The 24,898-nt window shown below is 60.9% G+C and carries 24 protein-coding genes, 1 tRNA gene and 1 other RNA gene; 12 read left to right on the top strand and 14 right to left on the bottom strand.

Annotated features, from left to right (window positions below):
• Positions 1-237 precede the first annotated feature (237 nt).
• Both ACOYW1_RS23110 and ACOYW1_RS23105 read right to left on the bottom strand, forming a co-directional pair.
• Entirely contained in the window at positions 238-1,119 is an 882-nt protein-coding gene (locus tag ACOYW1_RS23110; RefSeq protein ID WP_482419918.1) for an HD-GYP domain-containing protein, read from the bottom strand.
• Positions 1,107-1,307: a response regulator gene (locus ACOYW1_RS23105; protein WP_482419917.1), complete on the bottom strand. Its 201-nt coding sequence runs from the start codon at positions 1,305-1,307 to the stop codon at positions 1,107-1,109. Before ACOYW1_RS23105 ends, ACOYW1_RS23110 begins: the two co-directional genes overlap by 13 nt.
• A 656-nt stretch (positions 1,308-1,963) precedes the next feature.
• Here ACOYW1_RS23105 and ACOYW1_RS23100 point away from each other — a divergent pair.
• The 5 genes from ACOYW1_RS23100 (at position 1,964) to ACOYW1_RS23080 (ending at position 7,282) form a co-directional block, all read left to right on the top strand.
• Positions 1,964-2,539, top strand: a complete 576-nt coding sequence (locus ACOYW1_RS23100) for a TetR/AcrR family transcriptional regulator (protein ID WP_482419916.1) — start codon at positions 1,964-1,966, stop codon at positions 2,537-2,539.
• A 343-nt stretch (positions 2,540-2,882) separates the two neighbouring features.
• Positions 2,883-3,968: a TolC family protein gene (locus ACOYW1_RS23095; RefSeq protein WP_482423803.1), complete on the top strand. Its 1,086-nt coding sequence runs from the start codon at positions 2,883-2,885 to the stop codon at positions 3,966-3,968.
• Positions 3,968-4,954 (top strand): HlyD family secretion protein, encoded by a 987-nt coding sequence (locus tag ACOYW1_RS23090; protein ID WP_482419915.1) that lies wholly within the window; start codon positions 3,968-3,970, stop codon positions 4,952-4,954. Before ACOYW1_RS23095 ends, ACOYW1_RS23090 begins: the two co-directional genes overlap by 1 nt.
• 10 nt (positions 4,955-4,964) lie before the next feature.
• On the top strand, positions 4,965-6,137 hold the full coding sequence (locus tag ACOYW1_RS23085) for an ABC transporter permease (RefSeq protein WP_482419914.1): 1,173 nt from the start codon (positions 4,965-4,967) through the stop codon (positions 6,135-6,137).
• Entirely contained in the window at positions 6,134-7,282 is a 1,149-nt protein-coding gene (locus tag ACOYW1_RS23080; RefSeq protein ID WP_482419913.1) for an ABC transporter permease, read from the top strand. Before ACOYW1_RS23085 ends, ACOYW1_RS23080 begins: the two co-directional genes overlap by 4 nt.
• Positions 7,283-7,352: 70 nt before the next feature.
• Here ACOYW1_RS23080 and ACOYW1_RS23075 read toward each other — a convergent pair.
• The 5 genes from ACOYW1_RS23075 to proC form a co-directional block, all read right to left on the bottom strand.
• Positions 7,353-7,428 (bottom strand) — tRNA-Ala (locus ACOYW1_RS23075).
• A gap of 229 nt (positions 7,429-7,657) precedes the next feature.
• Positions 7,658-8,656 carry an HDOD domain-containing protein gene (locus ACOYW1_RS23070; RefSeq protein ID WP_482419912.1) on the bottom strand — a complete coding sequence of 333 codons (999 nt, stop codon included), beginning with the start codon at positions 8,654-8,656 and terminating at the stop codon, positions 7,658-7,660.
• 138 nt (positions 8,657-8,794) lie between these two features.
• Positions 8,795-9,553, bottom strand: a complete 759-nt coding sequence (locus ACOYW1_RS23065) for an alpha/beta fold hydrolase (protein WP_482419911.1) — start codon at positions 9,551-9,553, stop codon at positions 8,795-8,797.
• A gap of 109 nt (positions 9,554-9,662) precedes the next feature.
• Positions 9,663-11,081 carry a sodium:solute symporter family protein gene (locus tag ACOYW1_RS23060; protein WP_482419910.1) on the bottom strand — a complete coding sequence of 473 codons (1,419 nt, stop codon included), beginning with the start codon at positions 11,079-11,081 and terminating at the stop codon, positions 9,663-9,665.
• Positions 11,082-11,389: 308 nt separating this feature from the next.
• Positions 11,390-12,244, bottom strand: a complete 855-nt coding sequence (gene proC / locus ACOYW1_RS23055; protein ID WP_482419909.1) for a pyrroline-5-carboxylate reductase — start codon at positions 12,242-12,244, stop codon at positions 11,390-11,392.
• A 231-nt stretch (positions 12,245-12,475) separates the two neighbouring features.
• Between proC and ACOYW1_RS23050 the strand changes: the two genes are divergently transcribed.
• From ACOYW1_RS23050 to ACOYW1_RS23030, 5 genes are all read left to right on the top strand, one after another.
• Positions 12,476-12,772 (top strand): YggT family protein, encoded by a 297-nt coding sequence (locus ACOYW1_RS23050; RefSeq protein WP_482417968.1) that lies wholly within the window; start codon positions 12,476-12,478, stop codon positions 12,770-12,772.
• 113 nt (positions 12,773-12,885) lie between these two features.
• Positions 12,886-13,968: a type IV pilus twitching motility protein PilT gene (locus ACOYW1_RS23045; protein ID WP_482417967.1), complete on the top strand. Its 1,083-nt coding sequence runs from the start codon at positions 12,886-12,888 to the stop codon at positions 13,966-13,968.
• A 129-nt stretch (positions 13,969-14,097) separates the two neighbouring features.
• Entirely contained in the window at positions 14,098-15,267 is a 1,170-nt protein-coding gene (locus ACOYW1_RS23040; RefSeq protein ID WP_482417966.1) for a type IV pilus twitching motility protein PilT, read from the top strand.
• 21 nt (positions 15,268-15,288) lie between these two features.
• The gene (locus ACOYW1_RS23035; RefSeq protein ID WP_482419908.1) at positions 15,289-15,957 is read left to right on the top strand and encodes a zinc-ribbon domain-containing protein; all 669 of its coding nucleotides are present in this window, start codon (positions 15,289-15,291) and stop codon (positions 15,955-15,957) included.
• Positions 15,958-15,962: 5 nt separating this feature from the next.
• Complete coding sequence (locus ACOYW1_RS23030; protein WP_482419907.1) at positions 15,963-16,130, top strand: hypothetical protein; 168 nt, start codon at positions 15,963-15,965, stop codon at positions 16,128-16,130.
• Positions 16,131-16,222: 92 nt separating this feature from the next.
• Here ACOYW1_RS23030 and ACOYW1_RS23025 read toward each other — a convergent pair whose 3' ends face one another.
• From ACOYW1_RS23025 to tilS, 7 genes are all read right to left on the bottom strand, one after another.
• Complete coding sequence (locus tag ACOYW1_RS23025; protein WP_180142933.1) at positions 16,223-16,810, bottom strand: LURP-one-related family protein; 588 nt, start codon at positions 16,808-16,810, stop codon at positions 16,223-16,225.
• A 226-nt stretch (positions 16,811-17,036) separates the two neighbouring features.
• Entirely contained in the window at positions 17,037-17,720 is a 684-nt protein-coding gene (locus ACOYW1_RS23020; protein WP_482419906.1) for a type III pantothenate kinase, read from the bottom strand.
• A 277-nt stretch (positions 17,721-17,997) separates the two neighbouring features.
• Positions 17,998-18,180 carry a hypothetical protein gene (locus ACOYW1_RS23015; RefSeq protein ID WP_482419905.1) on the bottom strand — a complete coding sequence of 61 codons (183 nt, stop codon included), beginning with the start codon at positions 18,178-18,180 and terminating at the stop codon, positions 17,998-18,000.
• Positions 18,152-18,946: a CdaR family protein gene (locus ACOYW1_RS23010; RefSeq protein ID WP_482419904.1), complete on the bottom strand. Its 795-nt coding sequence runs from the start codon at positions 18,944-18,946 to the stop codon at positions 18,152-18,154. The genes ACOYW1_RS23015 and ACOYW1_RS23010 overlap by 29 nt, the downstream gene beginning before the upstream one ends.
• A 62-nt stretch (positions 18,947-19,008) precedes the next feature.
• The gene (gene folP / locus ACOYW1_RS23005) at positions 19,009-19,869 is read right to left on the bottom strand and encodes a dihydropteroate synthase (RefSeq protein ID WP_482419903.1); all 861 of its coding nucleotides are present in this window, start codon (positions 19,867-19,869) and stop codon (positions 19,009-19,011) included.
• An 89-nt stretch (positions 19,870-19,958) separates the two neighbouring features.
• On the bottom strand, positions 19,959-21,854 hold the full coding sequence (gene ftsH / locus ACOYW1_RS23000) for an ATP-dependent zinc metalloprotease FtsH (protein WP_482419902.1): 1,896 nt from the start codon (positions 21,852-21,854) through the stop codon (positions 19,959-19,961).
• Between the two features lie 119 nt (positions 21,855-21,973).
• The gene (tilS, locus tag ACOYW1_RS22995; RefSeq protein WP_482419901.1) at positions 21,974-23,431 is read right to left on the bottom strand and encodes a tRNA lysidine(34) synthetase TilS; all 1,458 of its coding nucleotides are present in this window, start codon (positions 23,429-23,431) and stop codon (positions 21,974-21,976) included.
• Between the two features lie 290 nt (positions 23,432-23,721).
• Between tilS and ffs the strand changes: the two genes are divergently transcribed.
• Both ffs and grpE read left to right on the top strand, forming a co-directional pair.
• An RNA gene (ffs, locus tag ACOYW1_RS22990) (signal recognition particle sRNA small type) lies at positions 23,722-23,804 on the top strand.
• Positions 23,805-24,202: 398 nt separating this feature from the next.
• Positions 24,203-24,880, top strand: a complete 678-nt coding sequence (gene grpE / locus ACOYW1_RS22985) for a nucleotide exchange factor GrpE (protein ID WP_482419900.1) — start codon at positions 24,203-24,205, stop codon at positions 24,878-24,880.
• Positions 24,881-24,898: the final 18 nt, after the last annotated feature.

The following is a 24,898-nucleotide window of genomic DNA, read 5'->3' as shown; positions in this document are numbered from 1 at the left end:
CGTATCGATGGAAGGGGCGGCGAATACACCCAAAGGCTTCCTCGCGGCTCACCACCCCCATGGGGGACCGGATCGTTCATGGGAAAACAGCCGGGATGAGATCCACATGATGCATTGCCGCCTGCCATTCACAGTTACCTGATTGATTTTGCCGCCCTTGGGGAGAGCCGAATTCACCCTGCCTTCTGCGCTCTGGTGCCTTCAATACGGGTGTACTCGGCTCGTGAAAAATCCGGTCTAACGCATCTCCGCTATATCCCGCTCGCTCAGGCGGAAGAGATCCGAGTCTCCGGGGTAGGGGTCGGTCTGGTTCAGGTTGGCCAGGGCGATGAAGTGGTCGAAGTTGTCCAGGATAAGGGTGGCCAGGGCGGGGTCGAAGTGTTCTTCGCGCTGTTTTTCAAAGAATTCGTAGACCACATGGGGCGGGTAGATGGATTTGTAGGGGCGTCGCGACGTGAGGGTGTCGAACACGTCGGCGGCGCAGACGATGCGGCCGGCCAGGGGGATGGCCTCGCCTTTGATGCCTCTGGGGTAGCCGGTGCCGTCCCAGCGTTCGTGGTGGGACAAGGCAATGTCCCGGCCGAGGCGGATGACCTCGGAACTGGAGTTGGCAAGGATCTTGGCGCCAATGGTGGTGTGGGTCTTTATAATATCGAACTCGTCGTCTGTGAGGCGACCGGGCTTGGACAAAATGGCGTCGGGGATCCCGATTTTCCCGATGTCATGCATGGGGGACGCGTAGCGCAACCGCTCGATGAAGTCATCGGAGAGGTCCATCAGGCTGGCCAGGAGAACGCAGTAGTCGCCCATGCGGACGATGTGGTCCCCGGTGCCCTCGTCTTTGTGCTCGGCTGCCACCACGAGGCGTCGTACCGTATCGAGGTAGGAGTGCTTGATGGTGGCGTGGGCCATCTCCAGCTCGCGCATGAGGCGCCGCTCCCGGATCACCCGTTGCAGTCTCAAGACCACCTCGTTGAGTTCCAGGGGTTTGACCAGGAAGTCCACGGCGCCCATGTGGATGATGGTGTCGTATCGAAACCCCTTGATGTCTCCGGTCATGACCACCACGTCCACCGGAATCTCTTCCTTGAGCTGCTTCAGGAAGCTCAGCCCTCCCATGCCCGCATGTAATATGAGGTGAGCACCAGGTCCATGGGCGTCGTGCGCATGACGGTAAGGGCCTCCTCCCCGGAGGTGGCCGTGAGGCACTGGGCGCCCTGTTTTTCAATGGTTTTTTTGAGAAGCAGGAGGGTTGCCGGGTCGTCGTCCACGACCAGGATTCGGGTGGTTTTGAGTTGCATCTCCATGGTGCGTTCCTTCAAAAGGCCTCAGGATTGTCGCGCGGCGTATGGCGGTGATGGCCTTGGGAAGCCTGAAGCGGTGTCTGTCGCTTCTCCGCTGGGTACGGTCACGAACGGCGAATAATCCACCAAGGTGCCCTTGAGGCATTTCGGGCACCGGCGTCGGGGAGACCGCATCTGAATCAGGCGCACCATTGTTGGGTGAAACCGTCGGGTTTCGTCCCTTCCGAAACCAAGGAGAGGGGGCGTGGCGCTTTCAGTAAAGGTACGATTTATCATACCACAGGCCGATGGATTACAAAATGGTTCCCCGTAGGGAGTGAAGAGAGAGAGAGGGGGACACGGATCAGGGAGCCGAGATCCAGAAAAAAAACGCCGTTCGCCCCTTTACAGGGGAAGTGGATGACCTTAGATTGAATCATGATTCAAAGTTCAATGACGCCTCCACAGCCTCAGTTATGGTGAAGACCATGGGGGCCATGGATCACGTTTGAACCTACAGAACCTTAATTATGTAATAAAATGGTGCGCCCTTGACAGGGCTTCATGGGGCCCTTACAGCCGAGCCCATTGGGGCGATGGGGGCGTGGTGCCAGCGATCTCTGGACAGCGACGGTTCAAAATTGGGGCCACACAGCCCCATCCGTCGGGAGGAGAGAAACGTGGCAGTCAGTGTCGACAAAGAGCAGGCCATCCACAAGGCGGCCATCGAGGTGATCAGCGAGTACGGGTTCCACAAGGCCAAGATGGCAAAGATCGCCGAGGTGGCCGGGGTGAGTGCGGGGAGCCTCTATACGTACTACAGCGACAAGGACCATATCCTCGACCGGATTTTCGAGGTGCTCTGGAAAAAGGACTGGGCCGGTCTCATGCCCCTGGCCACCCAGGTGCAGCTGGAGAAGCTGGAAGCAGCCATCGACCTGATCTTTGACGTGCTTACCGAAGATCGGAATCTGATCATCGTGTTTGCCAACGAATTCAATAATTTCATGAAAAACAAAGAGGTGAGCTTTGCTCGTCATTACACCGAGTTCCAGGGGGCCTTTCTCTCCATACTGACGGAGGGGCAGGCCCAGGGGGTGGTGAATCCCCACCTTCCCGGGGAGGTGATCTGCGATTTTATTCTGGGGGGCATCCGAAAGATCCTGTACGAGCGGGTCACAAGTGACCGGGAGAACGACTGGGCTACCCTGCGCACCCACATCAAGGCCATGATCCGGCGGGGAGTGCTGGTGTGATGGGACGGTGGCGACGAGGTTTGAAATGGATCCCGTGGTTTCTGGCGGTGGGGTGGTGCTGGGCTGCCGTGGCCGCAGCCGGTGACTTGACCCTGGATGAGGCCCTCTCGCGCATGGAAGCGGGCAACGACACCCTGGCCGCGGCCCGAGAAGAGAAAGCGGCCAAAACTTATGAAAAGGAGGCGGCTTTCGGCCTTCATCTGCCCTCGGTGAAAGCCTCCATGCGCTGGACGCGCATCGATGAGCCCATTGAGATTGATTTGTCGGGTATCCATGACGCCATGAGCTTTCTCCACGGGCCGAATCCTGCCACAGGGAGCCCGGAGACCCCCGATTGGCATATGTGCCCGCGTTTACCATGCCGGTCCAGGACGACACCTTTGTCGAAGGGCATATCACCACCGCTTCGTTGCCCCTGTTGCGCAGGAGGCGTCCGGCGGCCAACCAGGCGGCCTCCTCCCGGGTCCAGGAGTCGGCTGCCCGGCTTCGGGAGACAGGCAGCCGGTTGATGCGGGATATGGTGACGCGTTACTACGGCCTTCGTTTTGCAAAAAAGGTGGTGGATGCCCGTGCCGCGTATTTAAAGGGGATGGAGCAGCATGTGTCTGAGGCCAGGCAGCTGGAGGCCCAGGGGATGATTTCCCGTTCGGAGCGTCTTCACGCGGAGGTGGCCCGGGCCGAAGCCGATCGCCTGTTGAAGCGGTCTGTGCGGGACCGGGACATCGCAGAAACAGCCCTTGCGAACCTCCTGGCCGAAGAGCAGGGAGGACCCGGGGCGATTCATCCTGTCTCCCCTCTGTTTCTGACCCGAGACATTGAGCCCATGGATTACTTTGTCTCTGCGGCCCTTCGCTTGAACCCGATGCTTCAGCAAATCGATGAAAAGGGTGTGCAGGCCAGGGCCGGGGTCAAGGCGGAGAAAGGGGCCTTGCTCCCCAAGGTTTATCTTTTTGCCAGGCAGGAGCTGGTGACGGACGACCTGACCATGCTTGAGCCCGAGTGGGCGGCGGGTGTGGGGATGGAGATGTCTCTTTTTGAAGGGTTCTCTTCGGTGAATCGCCTTCGATCGGCCCGTGTCCAGACCTCCCGGGTGGCGCACATATCCGCCCAGGCAAAACGGGACATCGCAACCATGACGGAGAAACTCTACTGCGAGGTGCTGGCCCAGGTGGAGCAGTACGACGCTTTGAAAACCTCACGGGCTCTGGCCAGGGAGGCCGTTCGAGTCCAGACACGGGCCTTTGAGGAGGGCTATGCCACCTCCCTGGATGTGGTGGATGCCCGGCTCACCCTGTCCGGGGTAGTGATCACGCAGCTCCTGGCTGTTTACGAATACGACGTGGCCCTGGCACGGCTCCTGGAAACGGCGGGGCTGACCCAGGCGTTTCATACCTATCGCAACGACAAGGAACTGGAGGTGACCTTTTGATGGAGAAACCCTACGCAGCATGGACAATGGTTCTGGTGGGGCTGGCGGCCACCGTGGGGGCTGTGTGCCTTTTGGGCATGAACCCCGCTCCCCTGGTGGTTCAGGGGGAAGTGGACGCCACTCGGATTGATGTGGCTTCCAAGGTGCCGGGGCGTGTCTCCGAGGTCTTTGTTGCCCGCGGGGAGCGGGTGGTCAAGGGACAGCCCCTGTTTGTCATCGACAGCCCGGAGATAAGGGCCAGGGTTCGCCAGGCCCGGGCCGCGGTGGAAGGGGCCAACGCCCAGCTCACCAAGGCCAACCGGGGGGCAAGGGAAGAGGAGGTCCGGGCGGCACGTAACCTGTGGCGCAAAGCCGAGGCAGGGCTGACCCTGGCCAAAAAGACCCATGCCCGTGTGGCAAAGCTTCACGCCGACGGGGTCCTGCCTGCCCAGAAGCTCGACGAGGCCTTTGCGCAGCTCGAAGCGGCACGTCGCAGCGCAGAGGCGGCGCGTGCAGCCTATGAGATGGCCGAGAAAGGCGCTCGGGAAGAGGACAAGGAGGCGGCCCTGGCCATGGTAAGCAGGGCCTCAGGTGCTTTGGCCGAGGCCGAGGCCTTTGAGGAGGAGACCCGCCTTGCGGCGCCGCGGGCCGCTGAGGTGTCGGATATCGTGGTGGACCCCGGGGAACTTGCCGCCACAGGCTGTCCTGTGGTGACCCTGGTGGACCTGGCCGATGTGTGGGTGACCTTCAACCTGCGGGAGGACCTGCTGGCAGGGGTCCGCATGGGCAGCACCCTGCGTGCGAAGATCCCCGCCCTGGGCAACCGGGAGGTCACCCTGACGGTCAATCACATTGCGGCCCTGGGGGCCTTTGCCACCTGGCACGCCACCAAGGCCACCGGGGACTTCGACATGAAGACCTTTGAGGTGCGGGCTGTGCCCCAAGACGGGGTTGAGGGGCTGCGCCCCGGCATGAGCGCGGTGGTGGACTGGGACATGGGCAGCTGAGGTGAAGGCCATGACGCGTGTTGCAAAGGTGGTGGCCCGGGAGCGGGACGCCCTTCTCAGCGACCGGCTCTTTCGGCTGCTGACCGTCGGGTTTCCCCTTGCCGCCCTGATTCTGTTCACCGCCCTGTTCCGCCAGGGAAGCCCGGAAAACCTGCCGGTGGCCGTATGCGATCAGGACAGGACCGTCCTCTCCCGTTCGATGGTTCGTATGGTGGAGGCCACCTCCTCCATGGCCGTTGTTCCGGTGGCCGACCCGGAGGCGGGTCGCCGTGCCATCCTCTCGGGCAGGGCCTATGGGCTTCTGGTTCTTGCCGAGGGCATGGAGAGGGAGGTGGTGGCCGGAAGAGCGCCGGTGTCCCGGTTTTACATCAACAACCAGATCATGCTGCCGGCCGGGGTTATCAAGCGGGCCATGCTGAAGGTCTTCTCCGGGGCCTCGGCCGGGGTGAAGCTGAGGGTGAACCTGGCAAAGGGGATGCCCGAGGCCCGGGCCAGGGAGCGCCTTGACGGCATCCATGTGGCCTCCCGAGTCCTTTATAATCCCAACCTTGATTACCGATGGTATCTGTATGCAGCCATCTGCCCCTTTCTCATGAAGATTTTTATCATGAGCGCCACGGTGTGGAGCGTGGGCAGGGAGATGAAATCGGAGACCGTACCGGCCTGGCTCCGGGCATCCGAAGGGCGGGTTCATGCAGCCCTCTTTGGAAAGCTTGCGCCCCAGACGTTCTGGTTCACTCTGGTGTGCTGGGCCATGCTGGCCTTTTTTTTCGGGGCCATGGAGCTTCCTCGCCCCCAGCGGGTGGCCACCCTCATGGGGGGCACCGTTCTTTTTGTTGCGGCCTGCCAGGCCGCCGCCCTTTTTCTGGTGGCCTTTACCGGAGGCCTTGCCAAGGCGGTGAGCATGATGAGCCTTTACGCGGGCTCGGCCTTTGTCTTTGCCGGGGTCACCTTTCCGGCGGCGGCCATGCCCCTTCCTGCGCGGGTCTGGCACGCCACCTTGCCGCTGACGCACATGGTGCGGCTGATCAACGAGCAGGCCTTGAAGGGCCTTGCCTTTGACGGGTCCGCAGGCACCCTCTTGGCCCTTGTGGCCATCGGGCTGGCGTGCGGTGTCCCGGCCTGGGCCAGGCTTTGCCAGAGGCTGTCGGCAGCGGGCCAGGCACCGGGAGGGTTGTCATGAACTGGTTTCGATTGATTGCAGGCGAGTTGAGCCTGGCCTTGGGGGATTCCGCCACCCGTCTGTTGCTGCTGGGCTCGGTGGTGCTGTACGCGTTTTTTTATCCTTACCCCTATTCACCGGAGGTGCAGGACCATGTGCCGGTGGTCGTGGTGGACCTGGATCACACCAGCCTCTCCCGCCAGTTGATCCGCATGGCAGGTGCCGGGGACAGGGTGCGGGTGGCTGCCCGGGCCCCCACCCTTGACCGTGCCAAGGCCCTGTGCCGGTCCGGGGAGGTTCAGGGGATCTTCCTTGTGCCCGAGGGGTTCCAGGGCAAGGTGCTCAAAGGGGCAAAGGCTGAGGTGGCCGTCTGGAGCGAGGCCTTGAGCTTTTTCACCTACCGCCAGGTGGCCACCGGGCTGCTGGTCGCTTCCAAGACCCTGTCGGCGGGCATCGAGATGAAGCGCCTGACGGCGGCAGGGCTTAGCGAAGAAGCGGCCTTTTCTGCCATGGAACCCCTGCCGCTTCAGACGGTGCAGCTATTTAACCCCGCAGGGGGGTACGGCACCTACGTGGTGCCCCTGGTCTTTGCCCTGATTCTCCAGCAGACCCTGCTCATGGGGGTGGGGATGGTGGCCGGTGCCCGGTCCGAGGCCGGGGACAGCTCCTGGTTTTCCGCAGGGCCAGGGCTTTTGGGGGCCGTGCAGGCTGTGTCGTCCAAACTGGCAGCCTACCTGCTCCTCTACAGCATCCACGCCCTGGTCTATTTCGGGGTGCTGCATCGGTTCTACCGGTTTGTTGCGCGCGGGGCGGTGTGTGAGATGGCTGTGGTCATGGCCCTGTTTCTCGTATCCGTCATTCTGTTTGCCCTGACCCTTTCGGTGCTTTTTCCCCATCGGGAGACCAGCCTCTTTGTGCTCATCGGCACCTCCATGCCGCCGATTTTTCTCTCCGGCATCTCCTGGCCGGTGGAGGTTTTTCCCCTCTGGCTGAGAATCCTTTCCTATGGAATCCCGAGTACGGCAGGCATCGACGGGTTTTTGAGGGTCTCCACCATGGGGGCGGGCCTTGGGGATGTGGCAAAGGATGTCGCCATCCTGGCGGGGCTGGCGGTGGTCTACTTTTTCTCTGCGGTGTGGGTGTTTTTCAAAAAGAGCGGGGGCTGAGGCCCGGGGCTGTGGGTGGCTTCAAACAAAAAAAGCCTGCTGATCGTCTGATCAGCAGGCTTTTTGTATTTGGTGGAGCTGAGGGGGATCGAACCCCTGACCTCATGACTGCCAGTCATGCGCTCTCCCAGCTGAGCTACAGCCCCGAAATCGGGTGGCGTCCATGATGATGTTCCGGTGACGCGTGGCTCTTTACATAGGGAAAATGGGGTGGGTCTGTCAATCGGAATTTTTGCAGCCAGAGCTTGAAATGCCGTGGTGGCCACTGCGGAAACGCCAAAAATCCCGTTCCCACAGCGGGTTGCCCGGCAAGACGTGGCACGTGATTTTTTTTGTCGCGCCTTCGGTTTTGCCCCTTTAATGGGACCCGGGACCTCACGCCAGGGACTGGGTGACCGAGGCCACCGCCTCTTTGGCCTTGTCCGCGATCTCTTCCAGCTCTTCGGGGGTGAGGCCGAGCTCTTTGACCGAGTCGGGGCTCATACGGCTGTGGGCCCCTGTGGGGTCGGGACTCTCCATGGTGCGCATGGCCAGGGCATCGGCAACGTGGATGATGTGGGCCAGGGGGCTGTTTCCCTCATCCGGGGTGTGCTGGAAGCGAATCGCTTCGGTCTGCACCCTGGGCAGGTTCCATTTTTGGAAGAAGAGGCCGGCCACTTCGGCGTGGGTGAACCCGAAGAGTTCGTTTTCCGCGTCGCAGAAGGTGGTGTGGTTCCGCTTCATGGCTTCGTCGAAGGCGGGCTTGAGCATGCCGATGAAGGGATCAAGCATCAGCAGGCCGGAGTCGTGGATTAACCCGGCGTTGAAGGCGTCGTTGGCAAGGGAGGGGCTTTTTGCCTCGGCAATGAGCCGGGAGGTGTAAGCGCAGGCCAGGCTGTGTTCCCAGAGGTGGCGGGAGGAGAGGCGGTAACCCGCCAGGTTTTTTCCCAGCATCCTGGAGGTGCTGACCACGGTGATCAGGTCTGAGATGGCCTGGCAGCCCATGATGGCGGCCGCCTGTTTGACCGTGGAGACCGGGACGCTCAGGCTGTAGTAGGCGGAGTTGGCGATTTTCAGGACCCGGGTGGCCAGGGCCTGGTCGGTGTTGATGACCGCACCGATTTCGTTGAATCCGCAGGTTTCGTCGGACAGCACGCGAAGGGCCCGTCCCATGACCTCGGGCATGGGGGGCAGGGCCCTTGATTCACGGACGATTTTTTTGAGCAGGGCTTCGCCGTGGTCGGGCAGGCCGTGGTGTGTGTGAGCGGTTTCCTGTTTTTCCACCACGATGGGGGTGCTGCATCCCGGGCAGGGAATGTCGATCCGTCGTCCCTCCGGGATTTTTTCATCGTTTACAGTATAGCTTTTGCCGCATCCGCTGCATGTGACTTTCATTGACTCGACACTCCAGGGTGATCAAAAGAGGACGACGCCGCAAGGGGGGGACATCATGGTGTCGCCCGGGGATGGAAACGCTCGGAAAAAGAGGCGGTTCCGGGGCCGGGCTGAATGTGCCGCGAACCTTATGCCGCATCAAGCGAGAAACGTCGCAATGTGATTATTGAACTCCTCCGGGGATTCCATGGGGGAGAAATGGCCGCACCCTTGAATCACTTTCATGGATGCATCGGGTATCTTATCGCTCAAAAGGCGTCCGTACTTTAGGGGGGTGGAGATATCTTTTTCTGCGGCAAGGACAAGCACACGGCTTCGGATTTCCAGGAGACGGTCCATCACGTCAAAGGCGTCGCAGGCCGACAGGTCGGCCACGGCCGCGGCGTTGCCTGTCTCCGTGGCCACGTCCAGGGCGTCCTTGAGCTTCGGTGTGCGCCGGGGTTCGGGCACGACAAAGTGAAACAGGGCCTTTTGGTAGGCGTCGTAGTTGGACCGGGCCGCCTCGAGAATGTCGGGCAGGACCCGAAGGCGCGCCCCGGTGTTGGCCAGGATGGCTTCGGGAAATCGGGACGGATGGTCCAGGAGAAGCTGAAGGACGATGCCGCCCCCCATGCTGAGGCCGCAGGGAACCACCGAGGGGAGCCCGGCCCCATCCATAAACTCCAGGACGGCTGAGGCCATCTCCTCAACGGAGGTGTACAGGGGACCCTGGCTGCGGCAGTGGCCGGGAAGGTCCAGGGCCACGGTGTTGAAGCCCGGGGCCAGCCCGCTGACCTGTGCCTCCCAGAATCGGCTGTTCTGTGCGGCACCGTGAATGAAGAGAAGGGTTTTGCGCTGGGGGTCGGGGTGGGGTTGTCCGGCAAGGAAACCAAACCCGTTGAGACGTGACGACATCATGGGGGCTCCGTGGTGCGGTAAGGGGTTTTTGCCTGTGAGAACCTGTTTGTTATAAGGCCCCCGGCCGGTCCGCCGGAGGCCAGGAATAGCAGAATCGTGTCCGTAATGGTTACTTTTCCGGCAGCAGCAGTCCCAAAAGGGGCGTTGCAGCCAGGGAGCAGAGCATGCCCAGGGTGCCGGCTTCCGGGGAGCTGGTCCCGGTGGCGTAGAGGCCGATACACAAGGCAAGGGAGAGCAGGGCCGCGGCCATGGCACCCCTGCCGTGGACCGGGGATCCTTTGCACAGAAGGCCGAGGAAGAGGGAGCCGATGGCGCCCCAGGAGATGCCGAGGATGGCCACGATGGTGGCCGGGCGTATCCAGGCCAGGGCCACGGAGACCACCACAAAAAAGATGCTGGCCCCGCGCATGAAGAGGGTCAGTCCTTTCTCGGTTGCGTCGTTGTTGAGAAACCCCTGGTAGATGTCCTTGACCAAAGAGGAGCTGGAGATCAGCACCAGGGCGGCCAGGGTGCTCATGGAGGCGGAGAGGACCAGAAGGAGCATGAGGACCGACAGGGAGTCGGGAATGACGTTGGCCAGGAGCTCGGGCATCAGGGCATCGAAAAGGGGTTTTCCGCCTTTGAAGGCCCCGGGGGTGTTGGCAGGGGTCAGGAAGACCCGGGCCGTGGCCCCGGTGAAGTAGGCGATACCGCCGATGAGCAGGGCAAAGAAGGTGGAGGCCACCATCCCCACCTTGATGGCTCGGTCATCCCGGATGGCGTAGAACTTCTGGACCAGCTGGGGCATGCAGAAGGGGGCCGCACTGGTGAGAAAGACCAGGCAGAAGAGGGGCCAGGCACCCGGAGGGCCCACAGGGGCCGTGAGCCTGGGGTCGACGGCGGCAAGGGAGGCGGTGAGGCTTTCAAGGCCGCCCCCTGCCTTGACGGTAAAGCCCAGGAGGGTGAGGACCCCGGCCAGCATGATCATGCCGAAGAGCACGTCCAGGGAGGCCATGGCACGATACCCGCCCATGCTCATGTAAAGGGCGGTGAACCCGCCCATGAGAACCAGGGCCAGGGTGTAGGGCAGCTGGAAGTTGGACTGAAAGAGGTAGCTCAGCCCCATGAACACCGCCGAGGTGTAGGGGATGAAAAAGACAAAGACGGCGCAGGAGGCCAGGAGCTTGAAGGTCGGGCTTTTGTAACGGGCCTCGAAGAATTCGGGCATGGTGTGAACGCAGAGCTCTTCGGTCATGCGGCGGATGCGGCTGCCCATGAAGTACCAGACCCCGAAGACCCCCACAAAGGCGTTGCCCAGGGCGATCCAGAGGCCGGAGTAGCCGAAGCCCCATCCGATTTTTCCGGCAAAGCCGATGAAGAGCACTGCAGAGAAGTAGGCGGTGGCATAGGTGAAGGCGCTCATCCACGGGCCGATGGCCCGCCCGCCGAGGAAGAAATCCCCGAAGGAGCTGTTTTTCTTGAGGTTGATGATGCCCACAAAGGCGATGACGGCCGCGTACACGGCGATGACTGCCACTTTGAATCCCATGGTCGATCTCCCGGAGTCCCTGATGAAACACTAATAACGGTGTGCGAACACGCTCAATTCGGTCCGGGGATCATATAGAAGGCCGCACTTTTTGGCAACAGGGCCGGAGGATAAAAGGGCCGTGCCTGTGCCAACCCTCACATCCCGTGGCCTTGTCTGCATTCGGTTCTTGGCGGAAACCGCAGGAAAAACCAGGCACACACCATTGACAGGCCGCGGCAGATGAGATTTACGCCCTTAGCCCTTAGCCCTTAGCCCTTAGCCCTTAGCCCTTAGCCCTTAGCCCTTAGCCCTTAGCCCTTTAGCCCCTATCCTATCTCTTCTTTTAATTCTCGGGACCTTCGTGCCGCGGCGAGCATCCCTTCCCGAATGCCCTCTGCCACGCCCCGGGCTTTCATCTCGTTGATGGCTGCCTCGGTGGTGCCCCCGGGGGATGTGACCTTCCGGCGGAGGTCTTCGGGTTCGTCGTCACTTGCCAGAAGCAGCTTTGCGGCGCCGTTGATGGTTCCTAAGGCCAGTCGCTTGGCGGCTTCGCCGTCAAAGCCCATCTCCCTGGCGGTGTTGATCATGGCCTCCACCACGTAGAAGAAGTAGGCGGGCCCGGAGCCGGAGACGGCGGTGACCCCGTCCATCTGGTCTTCGGAGACGCGCAGCACGTCGCCCATGGCCGAAAGGACTTCCTCTGCCAGGTCCATGTCTTCGGCGGTGGCGTGGCGATTGCCGCAGAGCCCGGACATGCCGGCCAGAACCAGGGACGGGGTGTTGGGCATGACGCGCATGATGGGCAGGAGAGCGGCGAAGGCATCGGGGAGGCTGTCATAGAGGGTTTCTTCATAAAAGGAGAGGGGCAGGCCTGCGGCGATGGTGATGATCTGTTTTCGCTCGCTGACCCGGGTGAGCCCTTTGTCCTGCAGTTCCTTGAGGAGAGGCGCCATGCCCTGGGGCTTGACGGCCAGGACCACGGTGGTGGCCTGGGCAAAGGTATCTGCGGCCGAGGTGGAGGCGTGGACGTTGTACTGGGTTTCCAGAGAGCGAAAGTCGCCGCCGAGGTTGAGGGTGAGCTGCCGGCTCTGCACGTTTCCGGATGAGATCAGGGCGCCCGCCATGGCTTCGGCCATGTTTCCTGCACCGATGAAACCGATGCGACTGTCAGATGTGCTCATGGAACTGCTCCTTGAGAAGGGGTTGCTGAAGGTGGAAAGGGAATAAAATTCCGGGAAAAAACCGATGCTTCACGGCGTGGAAGGTGGCGGTGGAGCCTGGCGTTTTCGGACAAAATACCTTGACTTATCGCCGATATATAACATATTTTTATCAAGATATCTATTCACTCCGACCCCGCCAGCGGGGTCTTCCCTGTTTGAGGCTTTTTCGAAAGGTGATGTCAATAATCTATGTTTATTTTAGCCAATTTTATCAAAGCCACGGCCGTGGTTCTTGACATGGCCCTGACCCTTTACCTGTTTGTCGTGATCGCCCGCGCTGTCCTGTCCTGGGTCAACCCGGATCCATACAACGCCATCGTTCGGTTTATCCACAACGCCACCGAGCCGGTCCTCTACCGCGTTCGTTCAAAGATTCCGTATCTGGGCGGGATCGATCTTTCCCCCCTGGTGGTGATCGCCGCGATTTATTTCTTGAGAATTTTTCTGGTGGATTCCCTGTATCATCTGGCACGAGGCATGATGTAGGACCCCCCTGGCTAGTAGCCGCATTTTTATTTTAGCGTCTCTCAACGGGCGGTGGGTATCAAAGGGGCCCCGGCGGTATGACGTGGATTTGACACAATCAGGAGTGATTATCCATGGCAAAAATCGATGCGTTCTTTAAGCTGATGCACGATCAGGGTGCGTCCGACCTGCACCTTGCGGCGGGCCAGCCTCCGGCCCTGCGAATCAATGGCGAAATCGAGCGGGTCAAGTACAAGGTGCTGGACAACAACACCCTGAAGGGGATGATCTATGAGATCGCCCCGGAGAGCAAGATCAAGGTGTTTGAAGAGACGGGCGACGTGGATTTCGGCTATGAAATCCCGGGCCTTGCCCGCTACAGGGCCAACTTTTTCATGCAGCGAAACGGGGTCGGGGCCGTGTTCCGGGAAATTCCCAGCCAGATCATGACCGCCGAGCAGCTGGGGCTTCCCCCGGTGATCTCCCGCCTGGCCACCCTGCCCAGGGGGCTGGTTCTCGTCACCGGGCCCACGGGCAGCGGCAAGTCCACCACCCTGGCCGCCATCCTGGATGTGGCCAACCGCATGCGCCAGGACCACATCATCACCATCGAAGACCCCATTGAATTTGTCCACCAGAGCAAAGGCTGCCTCATCAACCATCGCGAGGTGGGCAACCACACCCAGAGCTTCAGCGCCGCGCTCAGGGGGGCCCTGAGGGAGGACCCGGACATCATCCTCGTGGGCGAATTGCGGGACCTGGAGACCATCAGCCTGGCCATTGAGGCGGCCTCCACGGGTCACCTGGTCCTGGCCACCCTGCACACTTCCAGCGCCCCCAAGACCGTGGATCGCTTGGTGGAGGTCTTTCCTGCCAACCAGCAGGCCCAGGTGCGTTCCACCCTGTCCGACAGCATCCGCGCGGTGGTGGCCCAGACCCTGTTCCGGCGCACCGACCGCAAGGGCCGCTGCGTGGCCCTTGAGATCATGATCGCCACCCCGGCGGTGCGGAACCTCATCCGGGAGGGCAAGACCCATCAGATCCCCTCGGCCATCCAGGTGGGACAGAAGTTCGGGATGCAGCTCCTGGACGATTCCATCATGGAACTCTACAACAAGGGCATGATCAGCTCCGAAGAGGCCTACAGCAAGTCCTACGACAAGCAGCGGTTCAGGCCGCTTCTTGCAGGGGCACCGGATGATTTCACCGACGGTTGAGACAGGCTGCGAGCCATGCCGTCGCTTTAGATGCTTCCCGGTTCCTTCCGCGGCCCTCGTTTTTTTCCGAGTGGGCGGTGGGAACCGGGGCGCCGTTATCCAAGGCCATCATCTACAAAAGGGTAGGATATGAGAAAACAGGAGATGGACTACATCCTTTCGCGGATGCTCGATTCTCACAACAACGTCTCGGACCTCAACCTGACCGTGGGGCGTCCCCTGCAGGTGGAGAGTTCGGGCAAGCTGCTCAAGGTGGACCTGGAGCCGGACATCAAGGAGCTCACCCCGTTTCAGACCGAGCAGATCGCCATGAACCTCATCGGGCAGGACAGACGCTTGACCGAGGTCCTCATTCGAACAGGCTCATGCGACCTTTCGTACAGCCTCCCAGGCAAGGCCCGCTTCAGGGTCAATATTTTTTCCCAGTCGGGCAACTACTCCATTGTGCTGCGTCGCCTGGAGACCACGGTCCCTTCGGTGAAGGAGCTGAACCTGCCCAAGGCGTTTTACGAGGTCCCCAAGCTTTTAAACGGCATCGTCTTTGTGACCGGGGCCACGGGCACGGGCAAGACCACCTCCCTTGCCGCCGTGCTTTCCGAGATCAACGCCACGCGGCCTGTGCACGTCATCACCCTTGAAGACCCCATCGAATACCAGCACGCCCACAAGATGGCCACCTTCAACCAGCGGGAGCTGGGCAGCGATTTTGAAAACTTTGCAAGCGGCCTGAGGGCGGCGCTTCGCCAGGCCCCCAAGGTGGTCCTTGTGGGGGAGATGCGGGACAAGGAGACCGTGGAGATCGGGTTGCGGGCGGCCGAGACCGGGCATCTCGTCCTCACCACCCTGCACACCAACAACGCCGGTGCCACCATCAACCGTATCCTGGGGATGTTCGAATCCGAGGAGGAGAAGCAGCTTCGTTTGAGGCTTGCCGATTCGGTGCGCTGGATCATCTGCCAGCGCCTTTTGCCCAAGGTGGGCGGCGGCCGGGTGGCGGCCTTCGAGATCCTGGGCACAAGCCTGAGGGTCAAGGACCTGATCCTAAACGGCGAGTCCGACGGCAAAACCTACGACGACGTCATGGAGCAGGGCAAGCACTTCGGGATGTCCACCTTCGACAATTACATTGTCCAGCTGTATGAGCAGGGCCTGATCACCCAGGAGACCGCCATGGTCTACGCCAGCCACAAGGCGGTGGTGGGGCGCGGCATCGATTCCGTCAAGAGCGCCCGGGGTGAAAAAACCACCGACATCGACTCCCTTGAGATCGATCACGGGTACAAAGAGAAAATGAAGTGAGGCGTTCCGGAGAACGGAAAGATGAACATTACGTGTGAAAAGTGCGGCGGCAAATTCAATTTCCCCGATGACAAGGTCCCGGAAGACCGGACCCTGACCCTGAGTTGCCCCAGGTGTGGAAACAAGTTGTCTGTGGGGCCCCGTGGAGGGACGCCCGTGGGTACCGCCATGGGGTTTGAAGAGGATGACGAGCGAAAGCCGGCCATCCGGTTCGACGAAAAAGAGGCAGACAGCTACGATGACGATGAGAGGCCATTTGACTTCATGGAAGAGGACGGGCTCACGGCCATTGTCTGCATCAAGGATGAGGAGAGGCGTGAGAAGGTGCGCATTGCCCTGGACCTTCTGGAGTACAGCGTGACCCAGGCCTCGGACACCCGGGATGCCCTCAAGAACATGCGGTACCACAGCTACGACGTGGTGGTGCTGGATGCCATGTTCGACACCCGGAACCCGGACGTAAACGGCGTGATGATCTACCTGAATCGCCAGCCCATGGTGACACGGCGTCACATGACGGTGTTCCTGATGTCCGACACCCACCGCACCCGCGATGAGATGGTGGGGTTCCATAAGAGCGTGAACATGGTGGTGAACAACCGGGACATCGATAAAATCGACATGATTCTGCAGAAAGGGGTGAGGGAAAACACCCTTTTTTATCGGATTTACAACGAATTTTCAAGGTAGGTGATATGGCGCTTCGCAAACCCGGAACGCCGTATACCTGCGGCGACTATCGCCAGGAGATGGTACTCCTGGGGCTGAAAAAACGTCTGGCTCAAGGCGGGCTTGCCCCGGATGAAAAGAAGGAGCTGGAAGAGGAGATCGCACGGCTGGAAAAGGAGATGGGCATGGACTGACCGCACCGTGCCTGAGGTTATGTTGCAGAAAAGAGATCAAGACGCCGCCCCGGGGAGAGTCCTCCCGGGGGCGGCGTTTTTTGTGATGCCCCTTACTCTTTGAGGACCAGGTCGATGCACATGACCGCTGCCAGGATCAGCTTGCGGGAGATGTGGCCTTGGGGAACCGAGTCCGAGATCTCAAGCATGTAGTTATCGGCGCTGGTGAAGAGCTCTTTGCCGATGCCCGCCCATTTTTTGCTGACATGGGCCAGCTGCCTGTCTTCCATGAGAAAACGGAAATCCCAGCCGGTCCATTTCCCCTTGAGGGTACAGACGGTTTCATCCTTGGCATCCAGCACGTTGAAGGCCCCGCCGATGGAGAGGAACTTCTGCTTGAACCCGCCAATCATCTCATCGTTTTCATCAAAGACCGTTACCTTGGACAAAAAGAAGGAGACCCCCCGGGAGACTCGGATGAGCTGGTTTCCTTCGGTGTCCCGGATGATGATGTTAAAGGGGGTCATGGTCTTGTATTTGGTGAATCGGAACATTTTGGTGAAAAAGCCCAGTCCCTCTTCCCTGCACTCCATCCAGGTGTCGCCGTTTTCGGGGTCGAAGATATCAAAGTTGCTTGCGGCCTTGAACATGCCTACATGCTCTTTGACAAAAAACAGGTTGTTGCTCAGTACGTCGGCCATGGTCTTTCCTTCCGTGTATGGTTTGTTTCTATGGATCGGTTGGTTTAGGCGGGGTGCTTTTTAAAAAAGCTCCGCAGAAATTTTCGGGGGTTATCCCGTTTCAGATGAGCAGCCCCTGCGGGGCTGAATCAATACGGTTTGCTTTGGTTTTCCGGGGACAAGGGGCGGCCGAAAGGGGCTCTTTCGGCCGATAGGGTATGGCGGGGAGGCGCTGCGCTTCCCCGGGTTAAAGGCGTTCGCTGATGATGCGGAGGCCCTCCAGGGTGAGCTCGGGCTCAACGGACTCAATGGTGGAGGAGACGTGGCTGATGAGGGTGGCAAGGCCGCCTGTGGCGATGACCTTGGGCGTGCAGCCCAGCTCCTTTTTGATGCGCTCCACCATGCCGTCCACGAGGCCTGCGTATCCGAAAATAATGCCGGACTTCATGCTTTCGGCGGTGTCCAGGCCGATGACCCGCTCGGGCGGAGAGCAGATCTCCACGCGGGGCAGCTTGGAGGCGTTTGCAAACAGGGCCTCGGAGGCGATCATGACGCCCGGAGAGATGGCGCCTCCCATGTATTCCCCTTTGGGGGAGATGATATCAAAGGTCGTGGCCGTGCCGAAGTCGATGGCGATGATGGCGCACCCGTATTTCTCGTAGGCTGCGATGGCGTTGACGATGCGGTCGGCTCCCACCTCGGCCGGGTTCCGGTAGAGCACGGGCATGAGGTCTTTGGTGGTTTCGTTGTCCACCCAGATGGGGGCGTGGCCGAGGTATTTGGTGCAGAAGGTCTGGAGGATGTCCTTGACGCGGGGAACCACGCTGGAGATGACGGTCTTCCGGATGCTTTGGGGGGTGATATCCCGCTCCTTGAACAGGCCGTTGACCAGCAGGTTGAACTCGTCCTCCGTCATGTTTTTCTGGGTCATCTCGGTCGTGGATCAGCGTTTTTCCTTCAAAGAGGCCCATCACCGTGTTGGTGTTTCCCACATCGATAACCAGTACCATAGTCTCCTCATCATGGCGGCTTTATGGCCTTTCGGGCGCAAGCCGCCGCTGCCGTTTCTTTCTATCGTCGTTTCTCAAGGGACGGCAAGGGCGAGGGGCCCGACTGCCGGAACATACAAACCCCGGCATCCTACCCCATTTGACGGGCCTCGGCAACACTTCTGCGCGAAGGCTGCGGGCTTCTTGCGTGGACCGGGGTCAGGACCCGGGAATGGTGACGGTGAAGAGTTCGGGGCTGGCGCTGATGAGGTCGACCCCCCGGGGGAGGGTGATGGCCGCCCTGCGGACATAGATGCCGGAGGCAAGGCCGCGGGTATCGATGACGGCGGAGACCCCTGTGGCTGTCTGGAGCTTATCCACAAGCCGGGCCGGACCCGTCACCGAGATGTCCACGGTGGAAGGTGTGATGGAGATGTGGCGGGATTCGTCCGGGCCGGTGGTGATGGGGATCCCGGCAAGGCGCCTGGTGGCGTGGATCTCTTCTACCTGAACGCGAACGGTGAAGAGCTCGGGGCACAAGGTGAGGTGGCTTTTTCCGAGGTCGTGTTCCGCAGGCACCTTGACGGACAGGGGGGCCGTTGCATCGGAAACCGAGACGGCGGTGGTGCGGATGGGGTACGGCTGGGGCGGCGTTTCGCACCACCTCGGACGGGCCGGAGACTCGGGCAGCGGCGGGGGTCACCGTGACCTCGCCCAGTCGGAATCCCGGGGCGGGGCTGCCCTCCAGGCGAACCGTTACCGGGATGTTTTTCTGGACGGATTCGGCCAGGCGGATATGGACCTCGGACGGGGTGATTTCAAGGATCTCCACGGGGGGGGCTTCTTCCTGGCGCAGGGTGACGGGGTAGGAGCCGTCCATGGCGGGGTGGTCGGGAAGGGTCACCTGGAGGCGGAGCAGTTCCATGTGGTCGAGGTCTGCGGGCATTCCGCTCACTCGGATCTTGGCCCGGGCGTGGGATTGCCGGACCATGACATAGCCTTCGGGAATCCCGGTGACCTCAATGGGGGAGACCAGGGTGTGCTCCTCCCGCCGGAGCCCTGTGAGAAGGACAAGGGAGAGGAGGATCAGGGCCAGAAGGGCTGCAAGGCCAAAGCCCAGGGCGAATCGGTACAGGTGTCTCCGGTTGTGATGTTCCTCTGCGGTCACCGTGGTCTCCGGGGCTCTTGAAGGTGGGGGAAAAGGGGCTTCGCCGGGAAGCCCCGGCTCGGTTATCGGGCCGCCGTGACGTTGTCCATCACCTTCACCGTGACGGCCGTGGATTTGACGTCATGGACGCGGACAATGTGGGCGCCTCCCATGATGGACGCGGAGACCGTGGCCTGGGTGCCGATTTCGATCTCGTCCATGGGAGCGGTGCGTATGCCCTCTTCCAGGGTCTTGCGGATGAAGGATTTACGCGATGTGCCCATGAGTACGGGTACGTTCAGGGACTCCAGGTTTTTCAGGTGCTTGATGATGGTGTAGTTGTGGCCCACGGTTTTGCCGAAGCCGATGCCCGGGTCCACGATGATCTTGTCCCGTGCGATGCCCGCGGCCTCGGCCCGCGCGATGGCTTCTTCCAGGTAGGCTTTGACCTCCCCGACGGGATCGTCGTAGGTGGGGCTGTTCTGCATGGTGCTGGGGGTCCCTTTCATGTGCATGAGGACCACGGGCACATCAAACTCAGCCACTACCTTGGCCATCTCCGGGTCGCCGGTGAGGGCGGTGATGTCGTTGATGATGGCGGCGCCTGCTTTAAGGGCCTGCCGGGCCACCTCTGCCTTGACCGTGTCCACGCTGATGGGCACGTCGATGTGTTTGACAAGCTCTTCAACCACCGGCACCACGCGTCGCAGCTCTTCTTCCAGGGACACGGGGTCGGCGTTGGGGCGGGAGGACTCGCCGCCGATGTCGATGATGTCTGCCCCCTCTTCCACCATCTGGCGGGCCCGGTTGACGGCGTTTTGCGCGTTGAAAAACTGGCCGCCGTCGGAGAAGGAGTCCGGGGTGACGTTCAAGATACCCATGATGCAGGTGCGGTGCCCGAGGTTGAGTCGGTGGTTTTTCCAGGAGATGTCGAAGGGGATCATGGCAATGGGAGGTCCTTTCGCCCCGGAACGGGGCCGGGCAGGGGCGACGGGGCCTTTAAAACAAGGCCCCATCACCTGGAAGCGTCGGTTTAAACGGTTGTGCCGGAGTCGTCCTGGCTGTCGGACTCCAGGATCACCTCGTCGGGTGTCTCGGCATCGTCGCCTGAGTCCAGGGGGTTGGAGGGGAGGACGATGCCCGGGCGCATGGCAAAGATGAGGTCGTCGAGCTCTTTGCCCATGATGGTCTCCTTGTCCAGGAGGAGTTCGGAGAGGGCGTGGAGCACATCGATGTTCTCGGTGAGAACCTCTTTTGCCTTGGTGTAGCTGTCGGTGATGAAGCGGGAGACCTCTTCATCGATGAGCCGGGCCGTGTGCTCGGAATAATCCTTGTGCTGGGCGATCTCCCGGCCGAGGAAGACATGGTCGTCGGAGTTGGCGTAGGACAGGGGACCTAAGTCGCTCATGCCCCAGTCCCGGACCATCTTGTTGGCAAGGCCCGTGGCCTGCTTGATGTCGTTGGACGCCCCGGTGCTGATGCGGTTGAAGATCAGCTCTTCGGCCACGCGTCCGCCGTAGGCAACGGAAAGCTCGCTGACGAGCTGGTCCTTGTACTTGAAGTCCCGCTCTTCCGGGAGGAACCAGGTGACGCCTGCGGCCCTGCCGCGGGGGATAATGGTGACCTTGTTTACCGCGTCGGTGCCGGGAAGGAACCGTGCCACCAGGGCATGGCCCGCTTCGTGATAGGCCGTGGTTTTCTTGTCCTCTTCCTTGATGACCTTGGATTTGCGCTCAAGGCCCATGTAGACCTTGTCCTTGGCGTCTTCAAAGTCCACCATGCGGAGCTTGTCCTGATCCCGTTTTGCGGCCAGGAGGGCGGCTTCGTTGACCATGTTCTCCAGGTCGGCACCGGAAAAACCGGGGGTTCCCTTGGCCAGGTTCAGGGCGTGGACGTCGTCGGCCAGGGGGGTCTTGCGCATGTGGACTTCCAGGATCTTCCTGCGGCCGTTGATGTCGGGCAGGTCCACCACCACCTGGCGGTCGAAGCGACCCGGGCGCAGAAGGGCAGGGTCCAGAACATCGGGGCGGTTGGTGGCGGAGATGAGGATAACCCCTTCGTTGCTCTCGAAGCCGTCCATCTCCACGAGGAGCTGGTTCAGGGTCTGCTCCCGCTCGTCGTGGCCGCCGCCGAGGCCTGCGCCACGCTGTCGGCCCACGGCGTCGATCTCATCGATGAAGATGATGCAGGGGGCGTTTTTCTTGGCCTGGGCAAAGAGGTCCCTCACACGGGATGCGCCCACGCCCACGAACATCTCCACAAAGTCGGAGCCGCTGATGGTAAAGAAAGGCACCTCGGCCTCTCCGGCCACGGAGCGGGCCAGAAGGGTCTTGCCCGTTCCCGGAGGGCCTACAAGGAGGACACCTTTGGGGATGCGGCCGCCCAGGCGGGTGAATTTTTTGGGGTCGCGCAGGAAGTCCACCACCTCGGTGAGCTCTTCCTTGGCCTCTTCCACCCCTGCCACGTCGCGGAAGGTCACCCGCTCACGGTCTTCGGAGAGAAGACGTGCGCGGCTCTTGCCGAAGCTCATGGCCTTGCCGCCTGCCCCGCCCTGCATCTGCTTCATAAAGAAGATCCAGATCCCGATGAGGATGATCATGGGCAGCCAGGAGGCGATGATGGAGACGAGCCAGTGGGCCTCAGCCGGGGGCTTGGCCTCAATGATGACGCCCTTGTCCCGCAAGGTGGGGATCAGCTGGAGGTCGTTGGGGGCAAATACCTTGTAGGTGGCGTTGCTGCTGTTCGTTACCAGGAGATTCTGGTCCTGGATGGTTACCCGGGACACATTCCCGCTTTCCACCTGCGAGATAAACTCTGAGTAAGGGACAGTCTGGCCTCCGGGCTGGTTCTGATTGAAGATGTTGTAGAGCATGATCATCATCAGAATGATTACCAGCCAGAGGGAGAGATTTTTATAGAATGGGTTCAAGAAATGGGTCCTCCATGATCTTTCGTCATCGGTTCATCCCTGAATTCAGCGCAGGGTTACCCTCATATTAATCATCATTGCAATTTAGGCAAGACATAATGAGACGCATCCGGGGGGATTTATCCTTTTTTATACGGGTGGAACACCATCTCAAGGGCAGGGGCACCGGGAGACGGTGGGGTTGCAGCCTCGTCCAGGCGGTATCCCGCCACCCAGATGAGGGTGTTTTTTGAGAATACCAGGGGAACGCGTGACCGCAGCGACGCTTCCAGGCCGCAGTCGGAGAAAAAGCGGCCGAGCTTGCGGCCCCCGCTGCCGCCCTGGGGCCGGAAGCGGTCTCCGGGGCGGGGGTTTCGGATGGTCAGGGGAAAGCCTGCGGCCCCGGGGGCCACGTATACCCGAAGGGCGTTGCGGCTGGTGGTAAGTTCCTCCGGGGCCTGGGCCCAGCCGATGGTCAGGCGGTCCCCTGTCTCGGTGATGTGCACGGTGCGGGACTCTCCGGGGTCAGGGCGGGGCACCTCATAGGAGAAGGCCGGTACCCCTGAAAGGAGCTGCGGTCGGGTGTGCCTCAGGTTGCCGGTCTCCGTGGTGAGGTGAAGGGCCCCTTGGGTGAAGATACCGCGGAGACCCCGGGAAAGGTCCGCGTAGTGACCGGATTGCCCCTGGTCCAGAAGCTCGGTGAGGCGCTGGATATGGGCGGCGCTGAGGGTCCGGGTGGAGCCGCAGAGGGCGGCCGCCGAGCGGCGCAGCACCCGGTTCCGGGCCGCCGGGTGAAGGGCCCGGAGCTTGGGGGCGGAGAGCTCCAGGTGCCGATCCCCCCGGGAGACGGCACAGTCGTCGAACAGGGACTCGGTCAGCTCCCGGAGCCAGGCCTCCTCGTCCCTGAGAAGGCTCGCCGTCCGTGCCAGGGTGTCCACGGCCGAGGGGTTGAACTCGGCTTCGAGCATGGGGATGAGCCGGTGGCGGATCCGGTTGCGTGTGTAGGCGGTGTCGCTGTTGGAATCACGGCCGATGCCCCGGGCGCTCAGCCAGCCTGTGATTTCGTTTCTGGAGAGTTCCATGAGGGGGCGGATGATGCCGTCGGAGGTCACCGGGGCCATGCCGCCAAGCCCCTTGAGGCCCGATCCGCGCAACAGGTTCATCAACACCTGCTCGGCCATGTCCCCTTTGTGGTGGCCCACGGCAATGCGTCGGGCCCCGCAGGAGAGGGCTGCTTCACGGAGAAAGGCGTGGCGGGCGTTTCTGGCCGCTTCCTCCAGGCCCGTGCCGGACTGGCGGGCCTGGGCCGGGACATCTGTGGTCTCCGTCACAAAGGGAAGGCCCAGGGTTTCAGCTGCCTGCCTGGAAAAGGCCTGGTCCCTGTCCGCGGCCTCGCCCCGGATGCCGTGGTTGAGGTGGGCCACCGAAAGGGTAAGGTCCAGCTCGGGGGCCAGCAGGTAAAGGATATGGAGCAGGGCCATGGAGTCGGGGCCGCCGGAGAGGGCCACCAGCAGGTGATCGCCCGGCAGGCACATGGCGTGGCGGGCCAGAGTGTCGCGGACGGTCTGTACGGGCCCTGTCTGAAGGTGTCGTGTCATGAACTGTTTTTTAGGGGGTTGGGGTTAGGGCGTTTGGCCGCATTGTGAGACGCGACCCACCGGGTGATGCTGAGGGTAGAATACCCCCTGTCCGGTGTCAACCGGGGAGACGCGTGAAGATTGGAATAAAATGTGTCTTGTCGTTTGATTTTAAAAGACATGTGCCGGGTCGGGGCGCTTTCGGGGCGGGGCAAAGATTCCTTCAGACCTCACCTTTGGTTAAAAAGGGGCTTGAAAAGGTCCGTCGTTCGACGTATATGTATCTCTCCTGGCCGTGTCCTGCCGACCGGCCGCCATGCAACAGCCCCGCTCGAACCGTGTCAGGTCCGGAAGGAAGCAGCACTAAGGGATGTGGTCTGTGTCGTGGATCGATCCCGGTCGGCGGATGCGGTCAGGTTTTTTTTTGCCGTATTTTCCCGGTGATCTCCCCCTTGGGCCCCCCTTCAGAGTCCTTTTCCCCATTTTTTTGCGTAAATCCCCCATTGACAACTGATCAATACGTATTACTTTTTTCTCGAATCGCATGATGCAGACGGTTCACCAAATGGTTTAGGCAAAAAGTTCGACTGTTTGTCCTTTATAAATATCCGGGTGAGAGACCCGGTTCAACTGCGTGGCCCCGAATCCCCATATTCATGGGACTGTGAATTGGTTGCTTGTGAGACGCGGCCGTCCGGCTGAAAAACCGGATGGTTTTTGGAGATAAACCCAGTCAGGTGGTTTCACGGAGCGTAGCGGAGTTTTCCGGGTCGAGAGAATCAGGAGTGAGCATTGGCCAAAAATAGTCAGAACCATACAGAAGCAAAAGGCGCGACGCCTGAAGAAGAAACCGTATCACAGGCGGATGAGGCCGTTGAAGAGGTCGCTGGAGACGAGACCGCTGTTGACGAGGCCACTGCCGAAGACGCTGAGGCCGGAGAGGTCGCCAAAAGCCCTGAGGAGTTGATGGAAGAGAAAGTCAAGGAAGCAGAGGCCAAGGCGGCTGAGAGTTACGACCGCCTGCTTCGGTCCACCGCCGAATTTGAGAATTACAAGAAACGTTCCGCCCGGGAGTTTCAGGAGTCGAAGAAGTATGCCAATGAGGCGTTTATCAAGCAGCTTCTTCCCGTCATCGACAACCTCGAAAGGGCTGTGGAGTCCACCGGGGATGGCAGTGACGAGTCCGGACAGGGCGTCATTGAAGGGGTCAAAATGACCCTGACTGAAATAACGAAAGTGTTCGAAAAGTTTCACCTTAAGCCACTGGAGTCCGAAGGCAAGCCCTTTGACCCCAACTTCCACCAGGCGGTGATTCAGGAAGAGACCAATGCGGTCCCTGAAAACACCGTGGTGAAAGAGATGCAGAAGGGTTACCTGCTCCATGACAGGCTTATTCGCCCGGCCATGGTAGTCGTCTCAAAGGCGGCTGCTCTCAGCGCAGGTGAAAACGAAAAGGCCGAGGCCGAATAGACCAAGTCCCGGGCCATA

Source organism: Desulfoluna sp. CYM3A (assembly GCF_056829965.1).
This window is presented reverse-complemented; position numbering and strand designations above follow the sequence as displayed.

Coding starts and splice junctions, on each gene's coding strand:
- ACOYW1_RS23110 (WP_482419918.1), bottom strand. CDS start 1,119: ATGGGAGGGCTGAGCTTCCTGAAGCAGCTCAAGGAAGAGATTCCGGTG.
- ACOYW1_RS23105 (WP_482419917.1), bottom strand. CDS start 1,307: ATGGAGATGCAACTCAAAACCACCCGAATCCTGGTCGTGGACGACGAC.
- ACOYW1_RS23090 (WP_482419915.1), top strand. CDS start 3,968: ATGGAGAAACCCTACGCAGCATGGACAATGGTTCTGGTGGGGCTGGCG.
- ACOYW1_RS23085 (WP_482419914.1), top strand. CDS start 4,965: ATGACGCGTGTTGCAAAGGTGGTGGCCCGGGAGCGGGACGCCCTTCTC.
- ACOYW1_RS23080 (WP_482419913.1), top strand. CDS start 6,134: ATGAACTGGTTTCGATTGATTGCAGGCGAGTTGAGCCTGGCCTTGGGG.
- ACOYW1_RS23070 (WP_482419912.1), bottom strand. CDS start 8,656: ATGAAAGTCACATGCAGCGGATGCGGCAAAAGCTATACTGTAAACGAT.
- ACOYW1_RS23065 (WP_482419911.1), bottom strand. CDS start 9,553: ATGATGTCGTCACGTCTCAACGGGTTTGGTTTCCTTGCCGGACAACCC.
- ACOYW1_RS23060 (WP_482419910.1), bottom strand. CDS start 11,081: ATGGGATTCAAAGTGGCAGTCATCGCCGTGTACGCGGCCGTCATCGCC.
- proC (WP_482419909.1), bottom strand. CDS start 12,244: ATGAGCACATCTGACAGTCGCATCGGTTTCATCGGTGCAGGAAACATG.
- ACOYW1_RS23050 (WP_482417968.1), top strand. CDS start 12,476: ATGTTTATTTTAGCCAATTTTATCAAAGCCACGGCCGTGGTTCTTGAC.
- ACOYW1_RS23045 (WP_482417967.1), top strand. CDS start 12,886: ATGGCAAAAATCGATGCGTTCTTTAAGCTGATGCACGATCAGGGTGCG.
- ACOYW1_RS23040 (WP_482417966.1), top strand. CDS start 14,098: ATGAGAAAACAGGAGATGGACTACATCCTTTCGCGGATGCTCGATTCT.
- ACOYW1_RS23035 (WP_482419908.1), top strand. CDS start 15,289: ATGAACATTACGTGTGAAAAGTGCGGCGGCAAATTCAATTTCCCCGAT.
- ACOYW1_RS23030 (WP_482419907.1), top strand. CDS start 15,963: ATGGCGCTTCGCAAACCCGGAACGCCGTATACCTGCGGCGACTATCGC.
- ACOYW1_RS23025 (WP_180142933.1), bottom strand. CDS start 16,810: ATGGCCGACGTACTGAGCAACAACCTGTTTTTTGTCAAAGAGCATGTA.
- ACOYW1_RS23020 (WP_482419906.1), bottom strand. CDS start 17,720: ATGACCCAGAAAAACATGACGGAGGACGAGTTCAACCTGCTGGTCAAC.
- folP (WP_482419903.1), bottom strand. CDS start 19,869: ATGATCCCCTTCGACATCTCCTGGAAAAACCACCGACTCAACCTCGGG.
- tilS (WP_482419901.1), bottom strand. CDS start 23,431: ATGACACGACACCTTCAGACAGGGCCCGTACAGACCGTCCGCGACACT.